Source organism: Bradyrhizobium sp. WSM4874, assembly GCF_055811835.1.
Genome location: NZ_JBVVPR010000001.1, coordinates 315365 through 332904, shown reverse-complemented (window position 1 = coordinate 332904; position 17540 = coordinate 315365). Strand labels below are relative to the sequence as shown.

Genomic DNA, 17540 nt, shown 5'->3' with positions numbered 1-17540 from the left:
GTGCGGATCGGCATCGATTTCGACAACACGATCATCTGCTACGACAAGGTCTTTGCCGCCGTCGCACGTCAGCGTGGGCTGGTGCCGGAAGGGTGGGAGGGGCTGAAGACCGACCTACGGGATCATCTCCGGTCCCGCGCGGGCGGCGAGCTCGCCTGGCAAGGACTGCAGGGCTTCGTCTACGGCAAGGGAATTGGCGGCGCCGAAATCTATCCGGGAGTGCGGGAATTCCTGGCGGCGTGCAAGCAGGCCGGCTCGAAGGTCTGCATCGTCAGCCACAAGACCCGATTCGGTCATCAGGACCCCGACCGCACCGACCTGCGTGACGCCGCCCGTGGCTGGCTGCGGGGAGCCAGCCTGATCGACGCCGCGGATGCGGCGCTGGCCATCGGCGACATCTATTTCGAGGACACACTGCCCGCCAAGGTCGAGAGGCTCGTGAGCCTGAAGCTCAACGTCTTCATCGACGACCTCGTCGATGTCTTCGAGCAACCGCATTTTCCGAAGGCCACGCGATCGATCCTGTTCACGCGGTCGCAGCCTCCCCACCCCGAACACTGCAAGCCGATCGGAACATGGGCCGACATCCGCCGCGAGGTGTTTGCGGCATGAACGGGACCGACATCACCGCGCCGGATGCGATGGCGATCGGCAGCCGCCTGGCCGGCGCGCGTGTCGCGTCCGCCCAGCCGGCACGGTCCGGCGGCAACAACAGGGTTTTTCGGCTGGAGATGGCGGATGGACCGCCCCTCGCCCTCAAGCATTATCCGTCCGACGGACGCGATCGCCTGGGACAGGAGTATGATGCACTCTCGTTCCTGGCGCGCCACGGCATCACGTCGACACCGCAGCCAGTCGCGAAGGACGCAGATGCGTTCTGCGCGCTGTACCAATGGTTCGACGGCGAGGCCGCGGCGCTGCGTCCCCAAGGCGACGACGCCGATCAGCTCGCCGATTTCTTGATCGCGCTGCAGAAGCTGCGCGAGGCCGAAGGCGCGCAGAATTTGCGCAACGCCTCAGCCAGCATCTTTTCGCCCGAAGCGGCCATCGCCCAGTACGAACAGCGCCTGGACGCATTGAGGCGGGCTTCGGATGATCATCCTGACCTGCGCGCGTTCATGGAAGGCAGCCTGGTTCCCAGCACGGTCGTTGCGATTCGGCAGCTCCGCCGGCGCTACGCGGAACTCGGTCGGAATCCCGCAGCGGACCTTGCGCCCACCCATCGCGCGCTGAGTCCGTCCGATTTCGGACTGCACAACGCACTGCGCGCCGAAGACGGGCGCTTGCGATTCATCGACTTCGAATATTTCGGCTGGGACGATCCGGTCAAGCTCATGTCCGACACCGCCATTCACCCCGGCAGCGATCTGCCCGAGGCGAGCGCTAATCGCTTGATCGAACGGCTGTCGCGCGCCTTCGAGGCGAGCGATGACGCGTTTGCGATCCGACGTGACGTACTGTATCCTGTGTTCAAGGGAATCTGGTGCCTGATTGTCCTGAACGCCTATTTGCCGGACAGCCGCTCCCGGCGCGCAATGGCTGCGCAAGGTGGCGATGTTAGGATCCGCCTCGCCGGTCAGCTCGACAAAGCCCGCCGACTTCACCAGACGATTCGCCCAACCGATTTACCGAAGTGACCCAGATCTCACCCCACGCTGAAGCCGCCCTCACCTGCACGCTGGATGAGCGCAGCCTTTATCTGCGCCGCCTGGTCTTGGGGTCTGTCCGCTCCGCGGGGCGCGGACATGTCGGTCCGGCATTGTCGCTGATCGAGATGGTCCGCGTGCTCTACGATGACGTGCTGCGGATTGATCCCAGCAACCCGCGCGATCCGGCCCGCGATCGCGCGATCCTCAGCAAGGGACACGGGTGTCTGGCGCTCTATGCGCTGTTGGCCGATCGCGGCTTCTTTCCGCTGTCGGAGCTGGACGGTTTCTGCGGCCCCGACAGCATTCTGGGCGGACATCCCGAATACGGAATGGTGCCGGGGATCGAGGCCTCGACCGGCGCGCTCGGACACGGCCTGTCGATCGGTGTCGGCCTGGCGCTCGCCGCGCGCCTGCGCGAGCGCACCTACCGCACCTTCGTCCTGCTTGGCGACGGCGAGATCAACGAAGGATCGGTGTGGGAAGCTGCCATGGGCGCGGCCAAGCACGGGCTCGACAATCTTGTCGCGCTGATCGACTACAACAAGCTGCAGAGCTACGGGCCCACCGACTACGTCCTGCCGCTGGAGCCGCTCGCGGATAAATGGCGCAGCTTCGGCTTTGCCGTCCAGGAGCTCAACGGCCACGACGTCGGCGCCCTGCGCACCGTGCTGAAGCAGGTCCCGGCCGTTCCGGGAAAGCCCACCGCGGTCATCTGCCATACTGTCAAGGGCAAGGGTCTGCCGGCCGCGGAATCCAACGCCGATTGGCATCACAAGAACAAGCTCACCGACAGCGAGCTCGACGCCATCCGCGTCGCCGTCGGGGATTTTTGATCGGCTCCTCATGCGCAACACCGCGATGAACATGGTCCACAAGCTCGCCGCGCGCGACGAGCGTGTGCTCTACATCGGCTCCGATCCCGGCGCGGGCACCTTGCGCGCGATGAGCAAGGAGTTTCCCAAGCGCCACCTGATCGAAGGCATTTCGGAAGCGCACATCATCGGCATGTCGGCCGGTCTCGCGATGGAAGGCTTCGTGCCCTACGTCAACACCATCGCCACATTCCTGACCCGCCGCTGCTACGAGCAAGTCGCCGTCGATCTCTGCCTGCACAATCTGCCGGTACGGCTGATCGCCAACGGCGGCGGGCTGGTCTATGCGCCGCTCGGCCCCACCCACCAGGCGATCGAGGACATCGCCATCATGCGGGCGCTGCCGAACATGACGGTGGTCTGCCCGTGCGACGCCGACGAAGCGGCGCGCCTGATGGAGCAGACGCTCGACTGGACCGGGCCGATCTACATCCGGCTCGGCAAGGGTGGCGACGCAATCGTCTCGAGGGCCGAGCACGGCTTCGAGATCGGCAAGGCCATCCTGATGCGCCCCCCCGGCGACGTCGTCATGGTCACGACAGGCATCATGCTCCAGCGCGCCCTCGCTGCGGCCGACTTGCTGGCCGCGCAGGGCATCCGCGCCGGCATCCTGCACATGCACACCGTCAAGCCGCTGGACACCGAGGCGCTGCTGCAAGCGATCCGGGGCACCAGGCTAGTAGCGACGCTGGAGGAGCACGTGCCCTCCGGCGGCCTCGGCAGCGCGGTCGCCGAGGCGCTGATCGACAAGCTCGGCTCTGGCCTGCCCGCGATGCTGCGGTTGTCGCTGCCGGACCGGTTCATGCACAATTACGGATCGCAGGACTCGCTGCTGAAGAAGCACGGACTTTCTGCCGACGCCATTGCGACCTCGATCGCGCGCGCGCTCATCGCCTCGCCCACCTCTTCTCCTCAACTTCATTCCACCTGACGGGCCCCATGCACGACGTTCGATATTCCTATCTGCTCGAGCAATTCTCCGATCCGGCACCGATCCTGGCCGAGATCGGCCGACTGGTGGCGACGGGTGACTTCACCCTGGGCAAGCCGGTCGCGGAATTCGAACGGCGCTTTGCCGAACTGATCGGCGTGCGTCATGCCATCGGTGTCGGATCGGGCACCGATGCGCTCAAGCTGCCGCTCAAGGCGCTCGGCATCGGCCATGGCGACGAGGTCATCACGGCCGCCAACACTTTCATCGCCACCGTCGGCGCCATCGCCGAGACCGGCGCGACGCCGGTGCTGGTCGACTGCGACGACTCCTTCTGCATGAATGTCGACTACGTCGAAGCCGCGATCACGGAGAAGACCAAGGCGATCATGCCGGTTCAGTTGACCGGCGAGGTCACCGATATGGGCAAGCTGATGGCGATCGCCCAGCGTCACAACATCCCCGTGGTCGAGGATTCCTGCCAGGGCATCCTGTCGGAGTTCGCGGGAAAACGGTCCGGCACCCACGGTATCGCGGCCGGCTTCTCCCTGCATCCGCTCAAGAACCTCAACGTCTGGGGCGATGCCGGCGTCGTCGTCACCAACGACGACGGGATGAACGAGCGGCTTCGCCTGATCCGCAACCACGGCATGAAGAATCGCGACGAGATCGCGATCCTCGGCTGCAATTCGCGGCTCGATTCCCTCCAGGCGGTGGTCGGCAACTGGCTGATCGGCCAGACCAGCGAGATCACGCGCCGTCGGATCGAGAACGCGGCCTATTACGATTCGGGCCTTGCCGACCTGCCCGGCCTGCGCACTCCGCCGCGCCGGCCCAACGTGAAGCACGTCTACCATCTCTACATGGTGTTCGCCGAGCGTCGCGACGAGCTCTACAAATACTGCCTGGACAACGGCATTGAAGCGAAGATCCACTATCCCATCCCGCTGTATCAGCAGGAGGGCCTCAAGCACCTCGGCTACGCGCCGGGGACGTTCCCAGTCACCGACCGCCACGCCCAGGAAGTCATCAGCTTCCCCGTCGACCAGCATCTGACGCGCGCCCAGCAGGACCGCGTCATCGAGATCGTTCGGAAGTTCTGCCATGGACGCTGACACCGGCCGCCGGCGCATCGGTTACGTCAATCTTCCCGCGCAATTCGAGGAAGAGCGCGTTGAGATCATGCAGGCGGTCGAGGGCGTATTCCAGCGCGGCGATTTCATCGGCGGCGCGGCCGTTGCGAAACTCGAAGAGGAGCTCGCCACCTATCTCGGCTCGCCGCATGTGGTGACGCTGAATTCCGGCACCGATGCGTTGATCCTGTCCTTGAGGGCGCTCAACATCGGTCCCGGGGACGAGGTGATTACCCCGCCGAATTCGTTCGTGGCATCGACCGCGGCCATTATCGCCGTCGGCGCCAGGCCCGTGTTTGCGGACGTGCTGCCGGACCAGAATATCGATCCCGCCGCAGTCGAGGCCGCCGTCACTTCGCGGACCAGGGCGATCATGCCGGTGCACCTGACCGGGCGCATGGCCGACATGAACCCGCTGATGGCGATCGCCGCCAAGCATGCTCTCGCCGTGATCGAGGACAGCGCGCAGGCCGTCGGCTCGACTTATGACGGGCGGATGAGCGGGACCATCGGAACGTTCGGCTGCTTCTCCGCCCACCCGCTGAAGAACCTCAATGCCGCGGGCGACGCCGGCTTCGTCGTCACCGCCGATGCCGAGCTTGCCGCGAGAATTCGCCGCCTGCGCAATCACGGCCTGATCAATCGCAGTGACGTTCAGGAATGGGGCATCGTGTCGCGCCTCGACACGGTCCAGGCCGAGGTGCTTCGCATTCGCTTGCGTCACCTGCCCTCCGTCATCGAGCGCCGGCGTCGCAACGCCGCGCAATACCGCGCCGAACTCGCCGGTCTTCCCCTGTTCATCCCGGTTTGCCGCAACATCGAGTTCAACACCTTCCACACCTTTGTCGTGCAGACGGACCGTCGCGACGACTTCCAGAAATATCTTGCCGACAAGGGTATCGAGACCGCGATCCATTATCCGGTACCGATCCACCTCCAGGAGGCGGCGGCGCATCTTGGCCACGGTCGCGGCGCGTTTCCGGTGACCGAGCGGCAGGCGGATCAGATCCTCACGCTTCCCATCAACCAGTTCCTCTCGGCCTCGGATATCAGCTATGTTTGCGCGACCGCCCGGGAGTATTTTGCATGACGGACACGGCTTTCCTCGAGGCCGATGAGCAGGCACTGGCGCAACGCTTCATCGACGACGGCTTCGTCACCACGCCGGCCGACGATCGCGCCGGGCTGGACCGGATCCAGCGGCGCGCCGCCGAGCTCGCGGCGGACTATCTGAAGCTGCCACACGGCAACGACCCCTACGCGATGCTCGACACCATCCACACGCGGGTGAGCGTGGATGATCTCAACGGCCTGCGGCTGCACGTCTTCAACGGCCTCAATGCCGAGCCCTGGTTCCGGCCGACCTATTTCCGTCTCGCGCGCTCGACGATCGAGACCATCGTCGGCAACGAGCTCTGCATGCAGCGCCGCGTCAATCTCAGCATCCAGCTGCCGGGAGACGATTCGTCGCTGCTCGCCACCCATTCCGACGTCTGGTCGGGCGACTCCCCGTTCGAGGTCGTGGTGTGGGTACCCCTGGTCGACGTCCACCGCACCAAATCGATGTATCTGCTGCCGCCATCCCTGAACGGCGACATGCAGGACCGGATGGCCAGCTTGCGCAGCGCCGAGGAACTCTACCAGACCATCAAGCCGCACGCGACCTTCATCGAGATTCCCTACGGTCACGTGATGCTGTTCAACCAGACCCTGATGCACGGCAATCGCATCAACGAGGAAGCCGGCTCGCGCTGGAGCATGAACTGCCGCTTTAAAAGCATCATGTCGCCCTATGCGGACAAGCGATTCGGCGAATTCTTCGAACCAATCCTGCTGCGTCCGGCGACACGCGTCGGCATGCAGTACAAGCTGCCGGGAGGCTTCCATGGCTGAGCGAGCCGGCCATCGCGGCTATATCGGCGCCCGGCCGCTGAACGGCAGCCGTACCCCCCAGCACGTCCAGAACATCGTGATCCGCGACTATGCGCGGCGGAAAAACCTGCACTATCTGCTCAGCGCCGCCGAGCACACCATGCCCAGCAGCTACATGGTGCTCGAGGACATCCTCGACGAGCTGCCGCGTTTGCGCGGCCTGATCCTCTACAGCATCTTCATGCTGCCGCCCGACGAGGCACGGCGGCGGGCGATCTATGACCGCGTGCTGAGCGAGGGCTGCGATCTGCACGCGGCCGTCGAGGAGATCACGCTGTCCTCGCGCGACAACATACAAGCCGTCGAGGACATCCTGCTCGTCAACAAATTCGCGACTATCCTGTAACGATGCCGCGGACCGGTTCAGGACAATGACCGAGATCAACCTGCTCCAGCCGATGCACGCATCGACCAAGCGGAACTACGTTCAGCGGGTCGTCGAGCACGACAAGGCGGAATCCGCCACCGTCGCGCGGCAATGGGGATACGACTATTGGGACGGCGACCGCCGCTATGGCTACGGCGGCTACCGCTACGACGGACGCTGGCGCCCGCTCGCCCAGACCCTGATCGACCGCTACGGCATCAAGCCCGGGATGAGCGTACTGGATGTCGGCTGCGGCAAGGGCTATTTGCTCTACGAATTCACCCAGCTCGTCCCCGGCCTCACCATCGCAGGCATCGACATCTCCGACTATGGCATCGCCAACGCCAAGGAGGAGGTGCGACCGCAATTGAAGGTCGGCAGCGCCGTCGAGCTCCCCTACCCCGACCATAGCTTCGATCTCGTGGTGTCGCTCGGCGTGCTCCACAATCTTCCGCTCGAGGACGTCTTCCGCGCCGTGTCGGAGATCGAGCGCGTTGGACGCGGCGCCTCGAAATATCTGATGGTGGAATCGTTCCGCGACGAGCGCGAGAAGGCGAACCTGCTCTACTGGCAGCTCACCTGCCTGAGTTTCCATGGTCCGGAAACCTGGGCCTGGATCTACGACAAATGCGGCTACCGGGGCGACCATGGGTTCATCTTCTTCGAATGAAGCAACGGGCCTGCGCCGGCCGGCCTCGTTGCGGGCGCAAAATCCCGAAGTGTATTATTCGGATGACGCCATCGTCACGGCGGACGACGCCACGATCGCGGAGCTGAAGCGCATCGCTGCCGGCAATCCGCGTCTGCGCAGCCGGCTGTGCACGCATCCCGAGCCCTCGTCCGACCTTCACGAGATGCTGATCGTGCATCAGCGCGAGGCCTATGTGCGGCCTCACAAGCATTTTGGCAAACCTGAATCGTTTCACTTGATCGAGGGCACTGCGCAGGTCGTGATCTTCGAGGACGACGGCCGCATTCGCGATGTGCTCGATATGGCGCCGTACGGCCGGGGCGCGCTCTGCTATTACCGGATGCCCGAGCAGGTGTTTCACTCGATCCTGATCACCTCGGAGTGGCTGGTGTTTCACGAAACCACCGCCGGTCCGTTCGATCCCTCCCGCACGGCGTTTCCCGACTGGGCACCGGATGGCGGCGATGTGGCGGAGGTCCAGAACTACGTCACCAAGGTTGGTGCGCTCGCCACGGAGCATCTGGCCCATCGCCATACTTCACGAGCCATTCCAGCAGAGGTTTCTACCGATGACTGACCATTGCCGCCTCTGCCATTCGACCAATTTGCGCCCGGTCATCGACCTCGGACAGATGCCGATTGCGCATCGGCTTCGGCACAGCCGCGACGAACAGGAGGAACGGTATCCGTTCGAGGTGCTGGCGTGTGGCGAGTGCGGCCTGCCCCAGATCGTCAAGCCGATCGATCCCGACATTCTGTACCGGCAGTTCAACTACAATTTCAGCAGCTGGAAGCCGGAGCCGCACCAGGTCGACGAACTCGACACCATCGCCAAATTCTCAGCCCACCAATCCGTGTTCGAGATCGGATGCAATGACGGCCTGTTCATGGACAGGCTTCGCGAACGCGGTGCGAAGGTCTTGGTGGGCGTCGAGCCCAACCCGGTGTCCGGCAAGATCGCCCGCGAGCGTGGCATCAAGGTCTATGCCGACATGATCAGCCCGGCGCTGTGTCACGACGCGATTGCCGAGGCCGGCAAGTTCGACCTCGTCGTCTCGCGCCAGGTGCTGGAGCACATCGTCGATTTCGAGAACTTTTTCGACTGCGTGAAGATCGCGCTGCGCGACGACGGGCTGCTGTTCATCGACGTACCTGATTTCGCACCCGGCTCGACGGCGGGCGACCTCTCGGTCCTCTGGGAGGAGCACGTCAGCTACTTCACCGAGCCGACGCTGCTCGCGCTGCTGGCGCGCCACGGCTTCGAGGCGGTGTCGGTGAAGAAATACAATTTCAGCGGCGGCAGTCTCGCGATCGCAGCGCGACGCGCGACGCGCGACGTGACGGCCCCGCCCGCGCCATCCGGCGTCGGCGAGAAATTCGGTCGGCGCGCCAGGGAGTACGGCGCGCGTCTTCGCCCGATCCTCGCCAAGGCCCGCGCCAACAGGGCCGAAATCGCCATCTACGGCGCCGGCTGCCGCGCCTGCACCTTCACCAATGCCCATGAACTCGGGGATCTCGTCGATCTCTCGGTCGACGACCAGAAGGAGCGCCAGGGCTTATTCCTGCCCGGGACCGGCATTCCGATCCGCCCGCCGGAGGACCTTGCCGGCAAGTCGAATCCGCTCGTCTGTCTTCTGGCCGTGAACCAGGAGAACGAAGACAAGGTCGGTAGCCGACTACGTGAAAACGTGAAGCGTCCGCTCCACATCGTTTCGATCTTCGCGCCCTCGGACATCTGGAGCGAGCTCGATCGCCTCGAGGCGGCCGCGGGGTCGCGGCATGGCTGAGGACAAGCTCTTCAACTATTACGAACGCCAGGACGTCCTGCCGACGTTCGGGAATTTCAAATCCGCCGCCGAACTCGGAGCCTATGCCGGCCTGCGGCGCGAGTTGTTTTCGGACAAGCTGGTGCTGCCGCCGCGGTTGTTCCGCGATGCAGACGTGCTCGAATTCGGCCCCGATTCCGGCGAGAACGCGCTGGTGTTTGCAGGCTGGGGCGCGAACATGACGCTCGCCGAGCCGAACCGGCATGCGCACGCGAAAATCCAGGCTTACTTCGCGCATTTCAGCCAAGCGGAACGTCTCCGCGAACTCGTGTCGTTCGACGTCGAAGGCTTTCGCAGCGATCGTCGTTTCGACATCATCGATGCCGAAGGATTCATCTATACGGTACAACCGACTGAAAATTGGCTCGGCATCTTTCACCGGCTACTCAATCCGGACGGTTACGCCGTCGTTTCCTACTACGAGCGCTACGGCGGCTTCTTCGAACTCGCGCTCAAGGCGATTCATGCGGCCGGCAAGGCACTGACGGGCCGTCCCGGACTCGAAACGGCGAAGCTGCTGTTCGACGCGAAATGGAACAGCATTCCGCACACGCGCAGCTTCGAATCCTGGCTGATGGACGTGCTCGAAAATCCTTTCGTCCGGCACCGCTACTTTCTCGACGCGGGAGCCTTGTGCACGGCGGCACATGAGCAGGGATTCGACATCCATTCGGCGTGGCCCGCCTATCGCGACAGCCTGGATGTCTACTGGCACAAGAAGGTTCTCTCCGACGACGAGAAGCTGCGGCGCGCGACGCGCCACCTCGGTCGCAGCCGTCTGAGCTTTCTCGGCGGACGGAAGCTCTATCTGACCGGCAAGACCAAAGCGGTCGACGCGATTTCGGCTTCGATCGAGACTCTGGTTCACGATGTCGACGCGATGATCGACGATCCCTTCGGCGACAGCCTGCCCCGTGTGATCGCGAACCTCGCTTCGCTGCGCGAGACGATACCGACGACAGATGTTCTCGCCGACGATGCGTCCGACCTCGATGCCATCATTGCGACCCTCGACAGTTTCCATCGCATCTTTGGCGCGATCGGGCGACGGGACGTGTCCACAGTTACCGCCCTCACCCAGTCAGACCAGGCGTTCATCCACACCTGGGGACAGCCGGCGCATTTCCTCGTTCTCCGGAAACGCTTCGAGGGTCCTAACAAGTGAGGCCGGGCATTGGCATCATCGGAACGGGCATGGTCGGCCAGATGTGCCACCTCGCCAATTTCGTCGCCAATCCCGCCTGCCGCGTTGTCGCGATCGCGGATCTGCGGCCTGATCTCGCCGCGGCAGCGGCGCAAAAATTCGACATCGCGCGGGTCTACGGCACGCACCGGGAACTGCTGGCGGACAGCGAGGTGTCGGCCGTCGTCGTCGTGACCAAGCGTCGCGCCACCGGCCCGATCGTGCTGGATGCGTTGAACAGCGGCCGCCATGTGCTCTCGGAAAAGCCGATGGCCTACACCACGGCTCAGGCCGTTGCACTGGCCGAGGCGGCGCGGCGGCACAACCGCGTCTACAGCATCGGCTACATGAAGCGTCACGACGCCGGGGTGGCGCGCGCGATGGCCGAATTGGCGCGCCTGCGAGCGGATCAGTCGCTTGGACGCATTGTCGGCACGCGAGGCTGGTGCTTCGGCGGCAGCACGGGCCGGTCGCAGGACAATTTCGTCATGACCGGCGAGGTACGGCCGGACGGGCTCGAACTCTGGCAGGATGGCCCCGACTGGATGCCGGGCGCGATGCGACCCGGCTACGACAATTTTCTGAACGTGTTCAGCCATATCATCAACCTCGCACGCTACGTGCTCGGATCGTCACCGGCGGTCGCCGAAAGCACCATTGCGAGCTCGGGCGCGGCGACCGTGACACTCGACTTCGACGGCGTCGCCTGCGTGCTGCAACTCGCGAATGAATCCGAAGGCGTTTGGCGCGAGGGACTGAGCATCAAGTTCGAGCGGGGCGCGCTGACCATCGAATTGCCCCCGCCTTTTGCCGAGCAGGAGGCGGAGGTCATCCTCGATCAGCAAGGACAACGCACGCAATTGCCGCGCGACACCAGTTGGGCGTTTCAGCGTCAAGCCGATGCATTCGTCGCCGATATCGTGGAACGGAGGACGCCGCTGGCGTCCGGCGCAGATTCCGTGGCCGATATCGCCCTTGCGGAGGCGATCTGGAAACGGCAGGTCAGCGGTTAGGTTTCACGCCGTCCGGCGGCAATATCCCGACGATGGCTGATCGCCCACATCCTAGCTAAGTGCTTGATTTCGCTGGCAGGAGTGGCAGGGCTCGAACCTGCGACCCCCGGTTTTGGAGACCGGTGCTCTACCAATTGAGCTACACTCCTACGGACCCTGCGTTGCCGCTCGGATCAGGCCGCTTTGAAGCACAGGGGGCGGCCGGATTGCAAGGCCGGATTGCAAGGGTGAAGCGCGCTGGCTTCGCTTGTTTGTGCCGCGCCTTCTGGGCCACAGTCCGCTCCGAACAATAATAAGCAACCGGGAGTGCCCATGACTGCCCAAGCCTCTGCGACTGCCCAAGCGTCCGTTACAGCCGCCCACCGCCCGTCGACCGCGCCGAAGACCCCGCATCTGCCGGAATCCCGCCCCGAGACGCTCGGGCTGTCGCGCCCCCGCCTCCAGGCCATGTCGGAGGCCTTCAAGCGCGAGATCGACAAGGGAACCGTGCCGGGCGTCACCGTGCTGGTGGCACGGCACGGCCAAGTCGGCTGGTTCGAGGCGCTCGGCAGGCAGAGCCCGACGGGCGCGGCGCCGATGGCCCATGATTCGATCTTCCGCATCTTCTCGATGACCAAGCCGATCGTGTCGGTCGGCATCATGGCGCTGGTCGAGGACGGCCACCTAATTCTTGGCGACGCGGTTGCGAAATTCATTCCGGAGTTCGCCGACCAGAAGGTTGGCGTGGTCAGCGGCGGCAAACTGGAACTGGTTCCGCCGAAACGCCCGATGACGGTGCAGGACCTGCTCCGCCACACCTCCGGCCTGACCTACGAGCACCAGGGCGACGGCCCCGTGCACAAGATCTACCAGGACTCGCGGGTGCGCAGCCGCAAGATCACCAATGCCGAGCACGCCACCCTGGTGGCGAGCTTCCCGCTGGTCTGCCATCCCGGCGACGAGTTCAACTACAGCCGCTCCACCGACATCCTCGGGCGCATCATCGAAATCGTCAGCGGCAAGTCGCTCGGCACGTACCTCGCCGAGCGCATTCTCACGCCCTTGCAGATGGCCGAGACCGGTTTCTCGACAGCCGAGGCCAATGTCGGCCGGCTTGCCGAGCCGTTCGCGGCCGATCCCTGGACCGGCGACAAGGTCGCGCTGTTCAATATGCTCGAGCAGCCGATCATGGAGTCCGGCGGCGGTGGCCTTGTCTCCACCACCATGGATTATGCTCGCTTCGCGCTGATGCTGCGCAATGGCGGCACGCTCGACGGCAACAGGATCATCGGCCGCAAGACGCTGGAGTTGATGGCCTCCGATCATCTCGGACCTCACGTCGTGACCAACGGCACGCTGCTGTCGCCGGGCCACGGTTTTGGCCTCGGCTTCGCGGTGCGCCGCGAGGCCGGCATCGCGCCCTTCCCCGGCAGCGTCGGCCAGTATTTCTGGAGCGGCATTGCGGGGACGTTCTTCTGGATCGATCCAAAGGAGGATCTGTTCGTCGTCTTCATGAGCCAGGGCCCGGGACAGCGCGACTTTACGCGAACGCTGGTGCGGGATTTGGTGTACGCGGCGGTGGATTGAGGTCTTCGCCTAGTCGCAGCGTCGCACCTCCACACTCCCTGTCATGCCGCGCGAAGGTGGGGCATCCAGTACTCCGCAGCGGATGTGGTGAGAGCGAGCTCTCCAACGACCGCTGCGGAGTACTGGATCGCCCGCCTTCGCGGGCGATGACAGCTACTGGGGCCTCAGCTGATCGTTGCGCCGCCGTCGATCACCATGGTCTGGCCGGTCATGAAGTCGCCGGCCTTCGAGCCCAGGAACACCGCAGCGCCCGCGATCTCGTCGGGGACGCCGATGCGCAGCAGCGGCGAACGCGCGGTGGAGGCTTTCAGATTCTCCGGATTGTCCCACAACGCTTTCGCGAAATCGGTCTTGATCAGGCCGGGCGCGATGCAGTTCACGCGGATGTTGTGCGGGCCGTACTCGCAGGCCAGGTTGCGCGCGAGCTGCATGTCGGCGGCTTTCGAGATCGCGTAGGCGCCGAGGATGGTCGAGCCTTTGAGGCCGCCGATCGAGGACACAATGATGATCGAACCGTCCTTGCGCTCGATCATCTGCGGCACCACCATCGAGATCAGCCAGTTATTGGCGACGATGTTGTTGTCCAGGATCTTCCTGAACTGATCGTCGGAGATGCCGGCGAGCGGGCCGTAATACGGGTTCGACGCGGCGTTGCAGACCAGCACGTCGATCTTGCCGAAGACGCGGTTGCTCTCGTCGATGAGGTTTTGCAGGTTTTCCTTCGACGAGATGTTGGCGGCGATCGCGACCGCCGTGCCCTTGCCGAACTTGTCGTTGATGCCCTTCGCGACCTGGTCGCAAACGTCAGCCTTGCGCGAGGAGATCACCACCTTGGCGCTGTGCTCGGCCATGCGTTCGGCGATCGCAAGCCCGATGCCGCGCGTCGAGCCGGTGATGACGGCGACTTTCCCCTTCATGTCGAACAAGGTCATGTTTCTCTCCCAGATTGATCTTCGTGTTCATTGTCATTCCGGGGCGGCGAAGCCGAACCCGGAATCTCGAGATTCCGGGTCCGGTCCTGCGGACCGTCCCGGAATGACAGCTCACTCAGGCGAGCTTCTTGACTTCCGGCCCCGCGGGTTGATGCATCGCCGCATGCGCGTCGTCCGCGATCCACGGCTGCTGGTTCACCATCGGCAGCCGCCAGACATTGCGCTCGGGACTTGCGAAATAGTCGAGCCGCGTCACCGAGCAATTGTCGATATCGAACGCGAGCCCCCGCTCCGGCTGATTGTCGAGCGCCAGCCCCAGCGCCGCCTTGATGGTGCCGCCATGTGCGACCGCGATCACGTCCTGCCCGGCTGCCTCGATGTTGATCCGCTCGATGGTGCGGCGGGTGCGGTTGTAGAGGTCCATGAAGCTCTCGCCGCCGGGTGCGGGCTCGTTAATGTCGGCGAACCAGCTCGAGCCGACGGGACGGCTGGCGATGAACTCGGCGCGGTTCATGCCCTGCCATCGCCCGAGATTCTGTTCGGCGAGGTCCGCTTCCCATGTCATCGACGCAGGCCTAGGGAAGCCCGCCGCCCAGATCGCTTCGGCAGTCTGATGCGTGCGCATCAGATTGCTCGAATACCAGACCGCCTTGCGTGGCAGCACCTTGGCAACAGCATTGAAGACGTAGGTATCGCTGGTGTCGCAGGCGAGATCGGACTGACCGTAGATGTTGCCGCCGTCATTGCGCACGGGCGCGTGACGGACCCACCACCAGCGTGTCGTCACCACTTTGGGCTTGTCTGCGCCTGCCATCGAAACCCTTCCATCGCGTTTGATGTCGCTGTACGTCAGTAGTGAACGTGTCTCAAGACACTTTACCGTTTGAAATCTTGTTTGAAATTCCGTCGCGCGGCAAGCGTCGCGTGCGAACCAAAGGGAGAAATCGCATGGGCCGTCTGCAAGGCAAATCCGTCATCATCACCGGTGCCGGCAGCGGCATCGGCCGCGCCGCCGCGCTGCTATTCACCAGGGAAGGCGCCAAGCTGATCGCGGTCGATCGCACCGAGGCGGTGAAGGAGACGGTCGACGAGGTGAAGAAGGCCGGCGGTGTCGCGGAAGCCATGATGGCGGACGCGGGCTCCGAGCAGGACGTCATCGCCGTGATCGACAAGGCGGTGAAGACGCACGGGCGGCTCGACGTGATCTGGGCCAATGCCGGCGTCTCCGGCGGACTCGTTCCGCTCGGCGAGCAGACCGTCGAGCAATGGCAGGAGGTCTTGCGCATCAATCTGATCGGGCCGTTCCTCGCAGTGAAGCATGCGATGCCGCACATGGTGAAGCAGCAGTCCGGCGCGATCGTGCTGACCGCGTCCGTCGCGGGCCTCAAGGCCGGCGCCAGCGGACATCCCTATGCCGCGAGCAAGGCCGGCGTCATCTCCCTGGTGCAGACCACCGCCTATTCGCTCACCAGCACCGGCGTGCGCATTAACGCAGTGTGCCCGGGCCTGATCGAGACCGGCATGACCAAGCCGATCTTCGACCGCGCCAAGGAGCGCGGCACCGCCGACAAGATCGGTCAGCTCAACCCGCTCAAGCGCCCCGGCCAGCCGCACGAGCTCGCCGCGATGGGATTGTTCTTGGCCAGCGACGAGGCGTCGTATGTCAACGGCCAGGCGTTCCCGGTGGACGGCGGCCTCACCGCGTCGATGCCGTATACGGGGAAGCCGGTTTAGCACAACTGCTTCAGCACCGTCATTGCGAGCGTAGCGAAGCAATCCAGAGTCTTTCCGCAGCGGCAGCCTGGATTGCTTCGCTGCGCTCGCAATGACGGAGCCTGTGGGTGGCAGGGTCGCGCTTCCATTCGCACTCCAGATCGCAGACACACCTTCGCCCTCTCGCGGCTCATTGCGCCCGAGCTTTGCTTCGTCGCCTTACGCTCAACGAAAGAGGGCGCAGGGTTGCGCCCCGCGTTGACCACAATTGGGGTGTTTTGCCCGACAGGCAACGCAAAGTCTTGTAGCCCGGATGGAGCGCAGCGAAATCCGGGAATCCATTCACGCGGACAAGAGGTCCCGGATTACGCTTTCGCTCCATCCGGGCTACGGACCTGTGATCTGGATTTGCGCCTCCAGCCACCGCATTGGTATGGTTCGTGCAGGCACTTCAGCTTCCATCCCCCTGACAAGAACGTGAAAATGCCAAGCTCAAGACCCGACCGCATTCGCAAGCTGCTCGCCGACCTCGTCGGCTTCGACACGATCAGCGATCGCTCCAACCTGCCCCTGATCGCGCATATCGAAGGCTATCTCGCCGCGCTCGGCGTCAAGGGCGAGCGCATCGTTGACGAGACCGGACAGAAAGCCTCGCTATGGGTCACCATTGGACCCGAGGACCGCCCCGGTCTGGTGCTGTCGGGACATACCGACGTGGTGCCCGTGGTCGGCCAGGACTGGAGCCACGATCCATTCAAGCTGATCGAGCGCGACGGCAAGCTCTACGGCCGCGGCACCACCGACATGAAGGGTTTTGTCGCCGTGTGCCTCGCCATGGTGCCGGAGATGCTGGAAGCGAAGTTCGCGACGCCGATTCACCTCGCGATCTCTTATGACGAGGAGATCGGCTGCGTCGGCGTGCGGCCGATGCTGCGCGAGGTAGCGAAGAAACGCGTGAAGCCGCTCGGCGCCTTCATCGGCGAGCCGACCGAGATGAAGGTCATCATCGGGCACAAGGGCAAGCACGGCGTGCGCGCCACGTTCAAGGGGCTCGCCCGCCACTCCTCGATCGCGCCCGACGGGGTGAATGCGATCGAATATGCGGCCGAACTGATCGTCGAAATCCGCCGCCGCGCGTTGCAGCTCGAAAGCACGAAAGCGCCGAACAGCCTCTATGACGTCCCGCATTCGACGCTGCTCACGAGCATCGTCCATGGCGGCGCGGCGCTGAACATCGTGCCGGATACTTGTACGGTGGATTTCGAATGCCGCGGCATCGGCATCACCGAGTCGCGCGAGGTCACGGATGCGATCGTCGCCTGGGCCAAGGCGGAGATCGAGTCCGCGATGAAGAAGCAGCATCCGGAGTGCGGCATCGATTTCGAGGAGATCCTCGACTACCCTGCCCTCGACACGGCGGCCGATGCGCCTATCGTCACGCTGGCCAAGAGCCTTGCGGGGCGCAACGATCACGCCAAGGTCGCGTTCGGCACGGAGGCAAGCCTGTTCGCCAGCATGGCCGATATCCCGTCCGTCGTGATCGGCCCCGGCTCGATCGCGCAGGCGCACACGCCGGACGAGTTCGTGGAAATGGCGGAGCTGGAGAAATGCGCAGGGTTTGTGGAGAAGCTGATCGCGCATTGCGTGAAGGGGTGAGGTGTTTCCGCGTCATTGCGAGGAGCTCTTGCGACGAAGCAATCCAGACTGCCACCGTGCGAAGATTCTGGATTGC

At 64.1% G+C, this 17540-nt stretch carries 18 protein-coding genes and 1 tRNA gene; 16 read left to right on the top strand and 3 right to left on the bottom strand.

The annotated features are described in order from the left end of the window. Genes AC0L3P_RS01605 through AC0L3P_RS01545 form a run of 13 tightly spaced genes read left to right on the top strand, consistent with a single transcriptional unit; the run spans nucleotide 1 to nucleotide 11597 of the window. The gene (locus tag AC0L3P_RS01605) at nucleotides 1-612 is read left to right on the top strand and encodes an HAD family hydrolase (RefSeq protein WP_473300850.1); all 612 of its coding nucleotides are present in this window, start codon (nucleotides 1-3) and stop codon (nucleotides 610-612) included. Further along, nucleotides 609-1637 (top strand): aminoglycoside phosphotransferase family protein, encoded by a 1029-nt coding sequence (locus tag AC0L3P_RS01600; protein ID WP_473300849.1) that lies wholly within the window; start codon nucleotides 609-611, stop codon nucleotides 1635-1637. The genes AC0L3P_RS01605 and AC0L3P_RS01600 overlap by 4 nt, the downstream gene beginning before the upstream one ends. Then, nucleotides 1634-2482, top strand: coding sequence for a transketolase (locus AC0L3P_RS01595; RefSeq protein WP_275168117.1), 849 nt, complete (start codon nucleotides 1634-1636; stop codon nucleotides 2480-2482). The genes AC0L3P_RS01600 and AC0L3P_RS01595 overlap by 4 nt, the downstream gene beginning before the upstream one ends. A 10-nt stretch (nucleotides 2483-2492) precedes the next feature. Further along, nucleotides 2493-3452 carry a transketolase family protein gene (locus AC0L3P_RS01590; protein ID WP_275168118.1) on the top strand — a complete coding sequence of 320 codons (960 nt, stop codon included), beginning with the start codon at nucleotides 2493-2495 and terminating at the stop codon, nucleotides 3450-3452. A gap of 8 nt (nucleotides 3453-3460) precedes the next feature. Beyond that, complete coding sequence (locus AC0L3P_RS01585; protein ID WP_275168119.1) at nucleotides 3461-4567, top strand: DegT/DnrJ/EryC1/StrS family aminotransferase; 1107 nt, start codon at nucleotides 3461-3463, stop codon at nucleotides 4565-4567. After that, complete coding sequence (locus tag AC0L3P_RS01580; protein ID WP_275168120.1) at nucleotides 4557-5675, top strand: DegT/DnrJ/EryC1/StrS family aminotransferase; 1119 nt, start codon at nucleotides 4557-4559, stop codon at nucleotides 5673-5675. Before AC0L3P_RS01585 ends, AC0L3P_RS01580 begins: the two co-directional genes overlap by 11 nt. Next, nucleotides 5672-6478 (top strand): sporadic carbohydrate cluster 2OG-Fe(II) oxygenase, encoded by an 807-nt coding sequence (locus AC0L3P_RS01575; protein ID WP_456769418.1) that lies wholly within the window; start codon nucleotides 5672-5674, stop codon nucleotides 6476-6478. The genes AC0L3P_RS01580 and AC0L3P_RS01575 overlap by 4 nt, the downstream gene beginning before the upstream one ends. Next, nucleotides 6471-6863: an LIC12192 family sporadic carbohydrate cluster protein gene (locus tag AC0L3P_RS01570; protein WP_275168123.1), complete on the top strand. Its 393-nt coding sequence runs from the start codon at nucleotides 6471-6473 to the stop codon at nucleotides 6861-6863. Before AC0L3P_RS01575 ends, AC0L3P_RS01570 begins: the two co-directional genes overlap by 8 nt. Nucleotides 6864-6888: 25 nt before the next feature. After that, nucleotides 6889-7554, top strand: coding sequence for a class I SAM-dependent methyltransferase (locus AC0L3P_RS01565; RefSeq protein WP_275168124.1), 666 nt, complete (start codon nucleotides 6889-6891; stop codon nucleotides 7552-7554). Continuing rightward, the gene (locus tag AC0L3P_RS01560; RefSeq protein ID WP_275168125.1) at nucleotides 7532-8152 is read left to right on the top strand and encodes a WbuC family cupin fold metalloprotein; all 621 of its coding nucleotides are present in this window, start codon (nucleotides 7532-7534) and stop codon (nucleotides 8150-8152) included. Before AC0L3P_RS01565 ends, AC0L3P_RS01560 begins: the two co-directional genes overlap by 23 nt. After that, on the top strand, nucleotides 8145-9362 hold the full coding sequence (locus AC0L3P_RS01555; RefSeq protein WP_275168127.1) for a class I SAM-dependent methyltransferase: 1218 nt from the start codon (nucleotides 8145-8147) through the stop codon (nucleotides 9360-9362). Before AC0L3P_RS01560 ends, AC0L3P_RS01555 begins: the two co-directional genes overlap by 8 nt. After that, nucleotides 9355-10566 carry a class I SAM-dependent methyltransferase gene (locus AC0L3P_RS01550; RefSeq protein ID WP_275168128.1) on the top strand — a complete coding sequence of 404 codons (1212 nt, stop codon included), beginning with the start codon at nucleotides 9355-9357 and terminating at the stop codon, nucleotides 10564-10566. Before AC0L3P_RS01555 ends, AC0L3P_RS01550 begins: the two co-directional genes overlap by 8 nt. Further along, a complete protein-coding gene (locus AC0L3P_RS01545) occupies nucleotides 10563-11597 on the top strand; it encodes a Gfo/Idh/MocA family protein (protein WP_275168129.1) in 1035 nt (344 codons plus the stop codon). The genes AC0L3P_RS01550 and AC0L3P_RS01545 overlap by 4 nt, the downstream gene beginning before the upstream one ends. Nucleotides 11598-11670: 73 nt before the next feature. Here AC0L3P_RS01545 and AC0L3P_RS01540 read toward each other — a convergent pair. Continuing rightward, nucleotides 11671-11746: transfer RNA gene (locus AC0L3P_RS01540), tRNA-Trp, on the bottom strand. 163 nt (nucleotides 11747-11909) lie between these two features. On the opposite strand from AC0L3P_RS01540, the gene AC0L3P_RS01535 reads away from it, so the two are divergent. Next, nucleotides 11910-13163, top strand: a complete 1254-nt coding sequence (locus AC0L3P_RS01535; RefSeq protein ID WP_275168158.1) for a serine hydrolase domain-containing protein — start codon at nucleotides 11910-11912, stop codon at nucleotides 13161-13163. A gap of 164 nt (nucleotides 13164-13327) precedes the next feature. Here AC0L3P_RS01535 and AC0L3P_RS01530 read toward each other — a convergent pair whose 3' ends face one another. Together AC0L3P_RS01530 and AC0L3P_RS01525 are read right to left on the bottom strand one after the other, a co-directional pair. Further along, on the bottom strand, nucleotides 13328-14095 hold the full coding sequence (locus AC0L3P_RS01530; RefSeq protein ID WP_275168160.1) for an SDR family NAD(P)-dependent oxidoreductase: 768 nt from the start codon (nucleotides 14093-14095) through the stop codon (nucleotides 13328-13330). Nucleotides 14096-14210: 115 nt separating this feature from the next. Then, nucleotides 14211-14909, bottom strand: coding sequence for a histidine phosphatase family protein (locus AC0L3P_RS01525; RefSeq protein WP_275168162.1), 699 nt, complete (start codon nucleotides 14907-14909; stop codon nucleotides 14211-14213). A 134-nt stretch (nucleotides 14910-15043) separates the two neighbouring features. Between AC0L3P_RS01525 and AC0L3P_RS01520 the strand changes: the two genes are divergently transcribed. Together AC0L3P_RS01520 and argE are read left to right on the top strand one after the other, a co-directional pair. Beyond that, nucleotides 15044-15829, top strand: a complete 786-nt coding sequence (locus tag AC0L3P_RS01520) for an SDR family NAD(P)-dependent oxidoreductase (protein ID WP_275168163.1) — start codon at nucleotides 15044-15046, stop codon at nucleotides 15827-15829. A gap of 462 nt (nucleotides 15830-16291) precedes the next feature. After that, the gene (argE, locus tag AC0L3P_RS01515; protein WP_473300848.1) at nucleotides 16292-17464 is read left to right on the top strand and encodes an acetylornithine deacetylase; all 1173 of its coding nucleotides are present in this window, start codon (nucleotides 16292-16294) and stop codon (nucleotides 17462-17464) included. Nucleotides 17465-17540 lie beyond the last annotated feature (76 nt).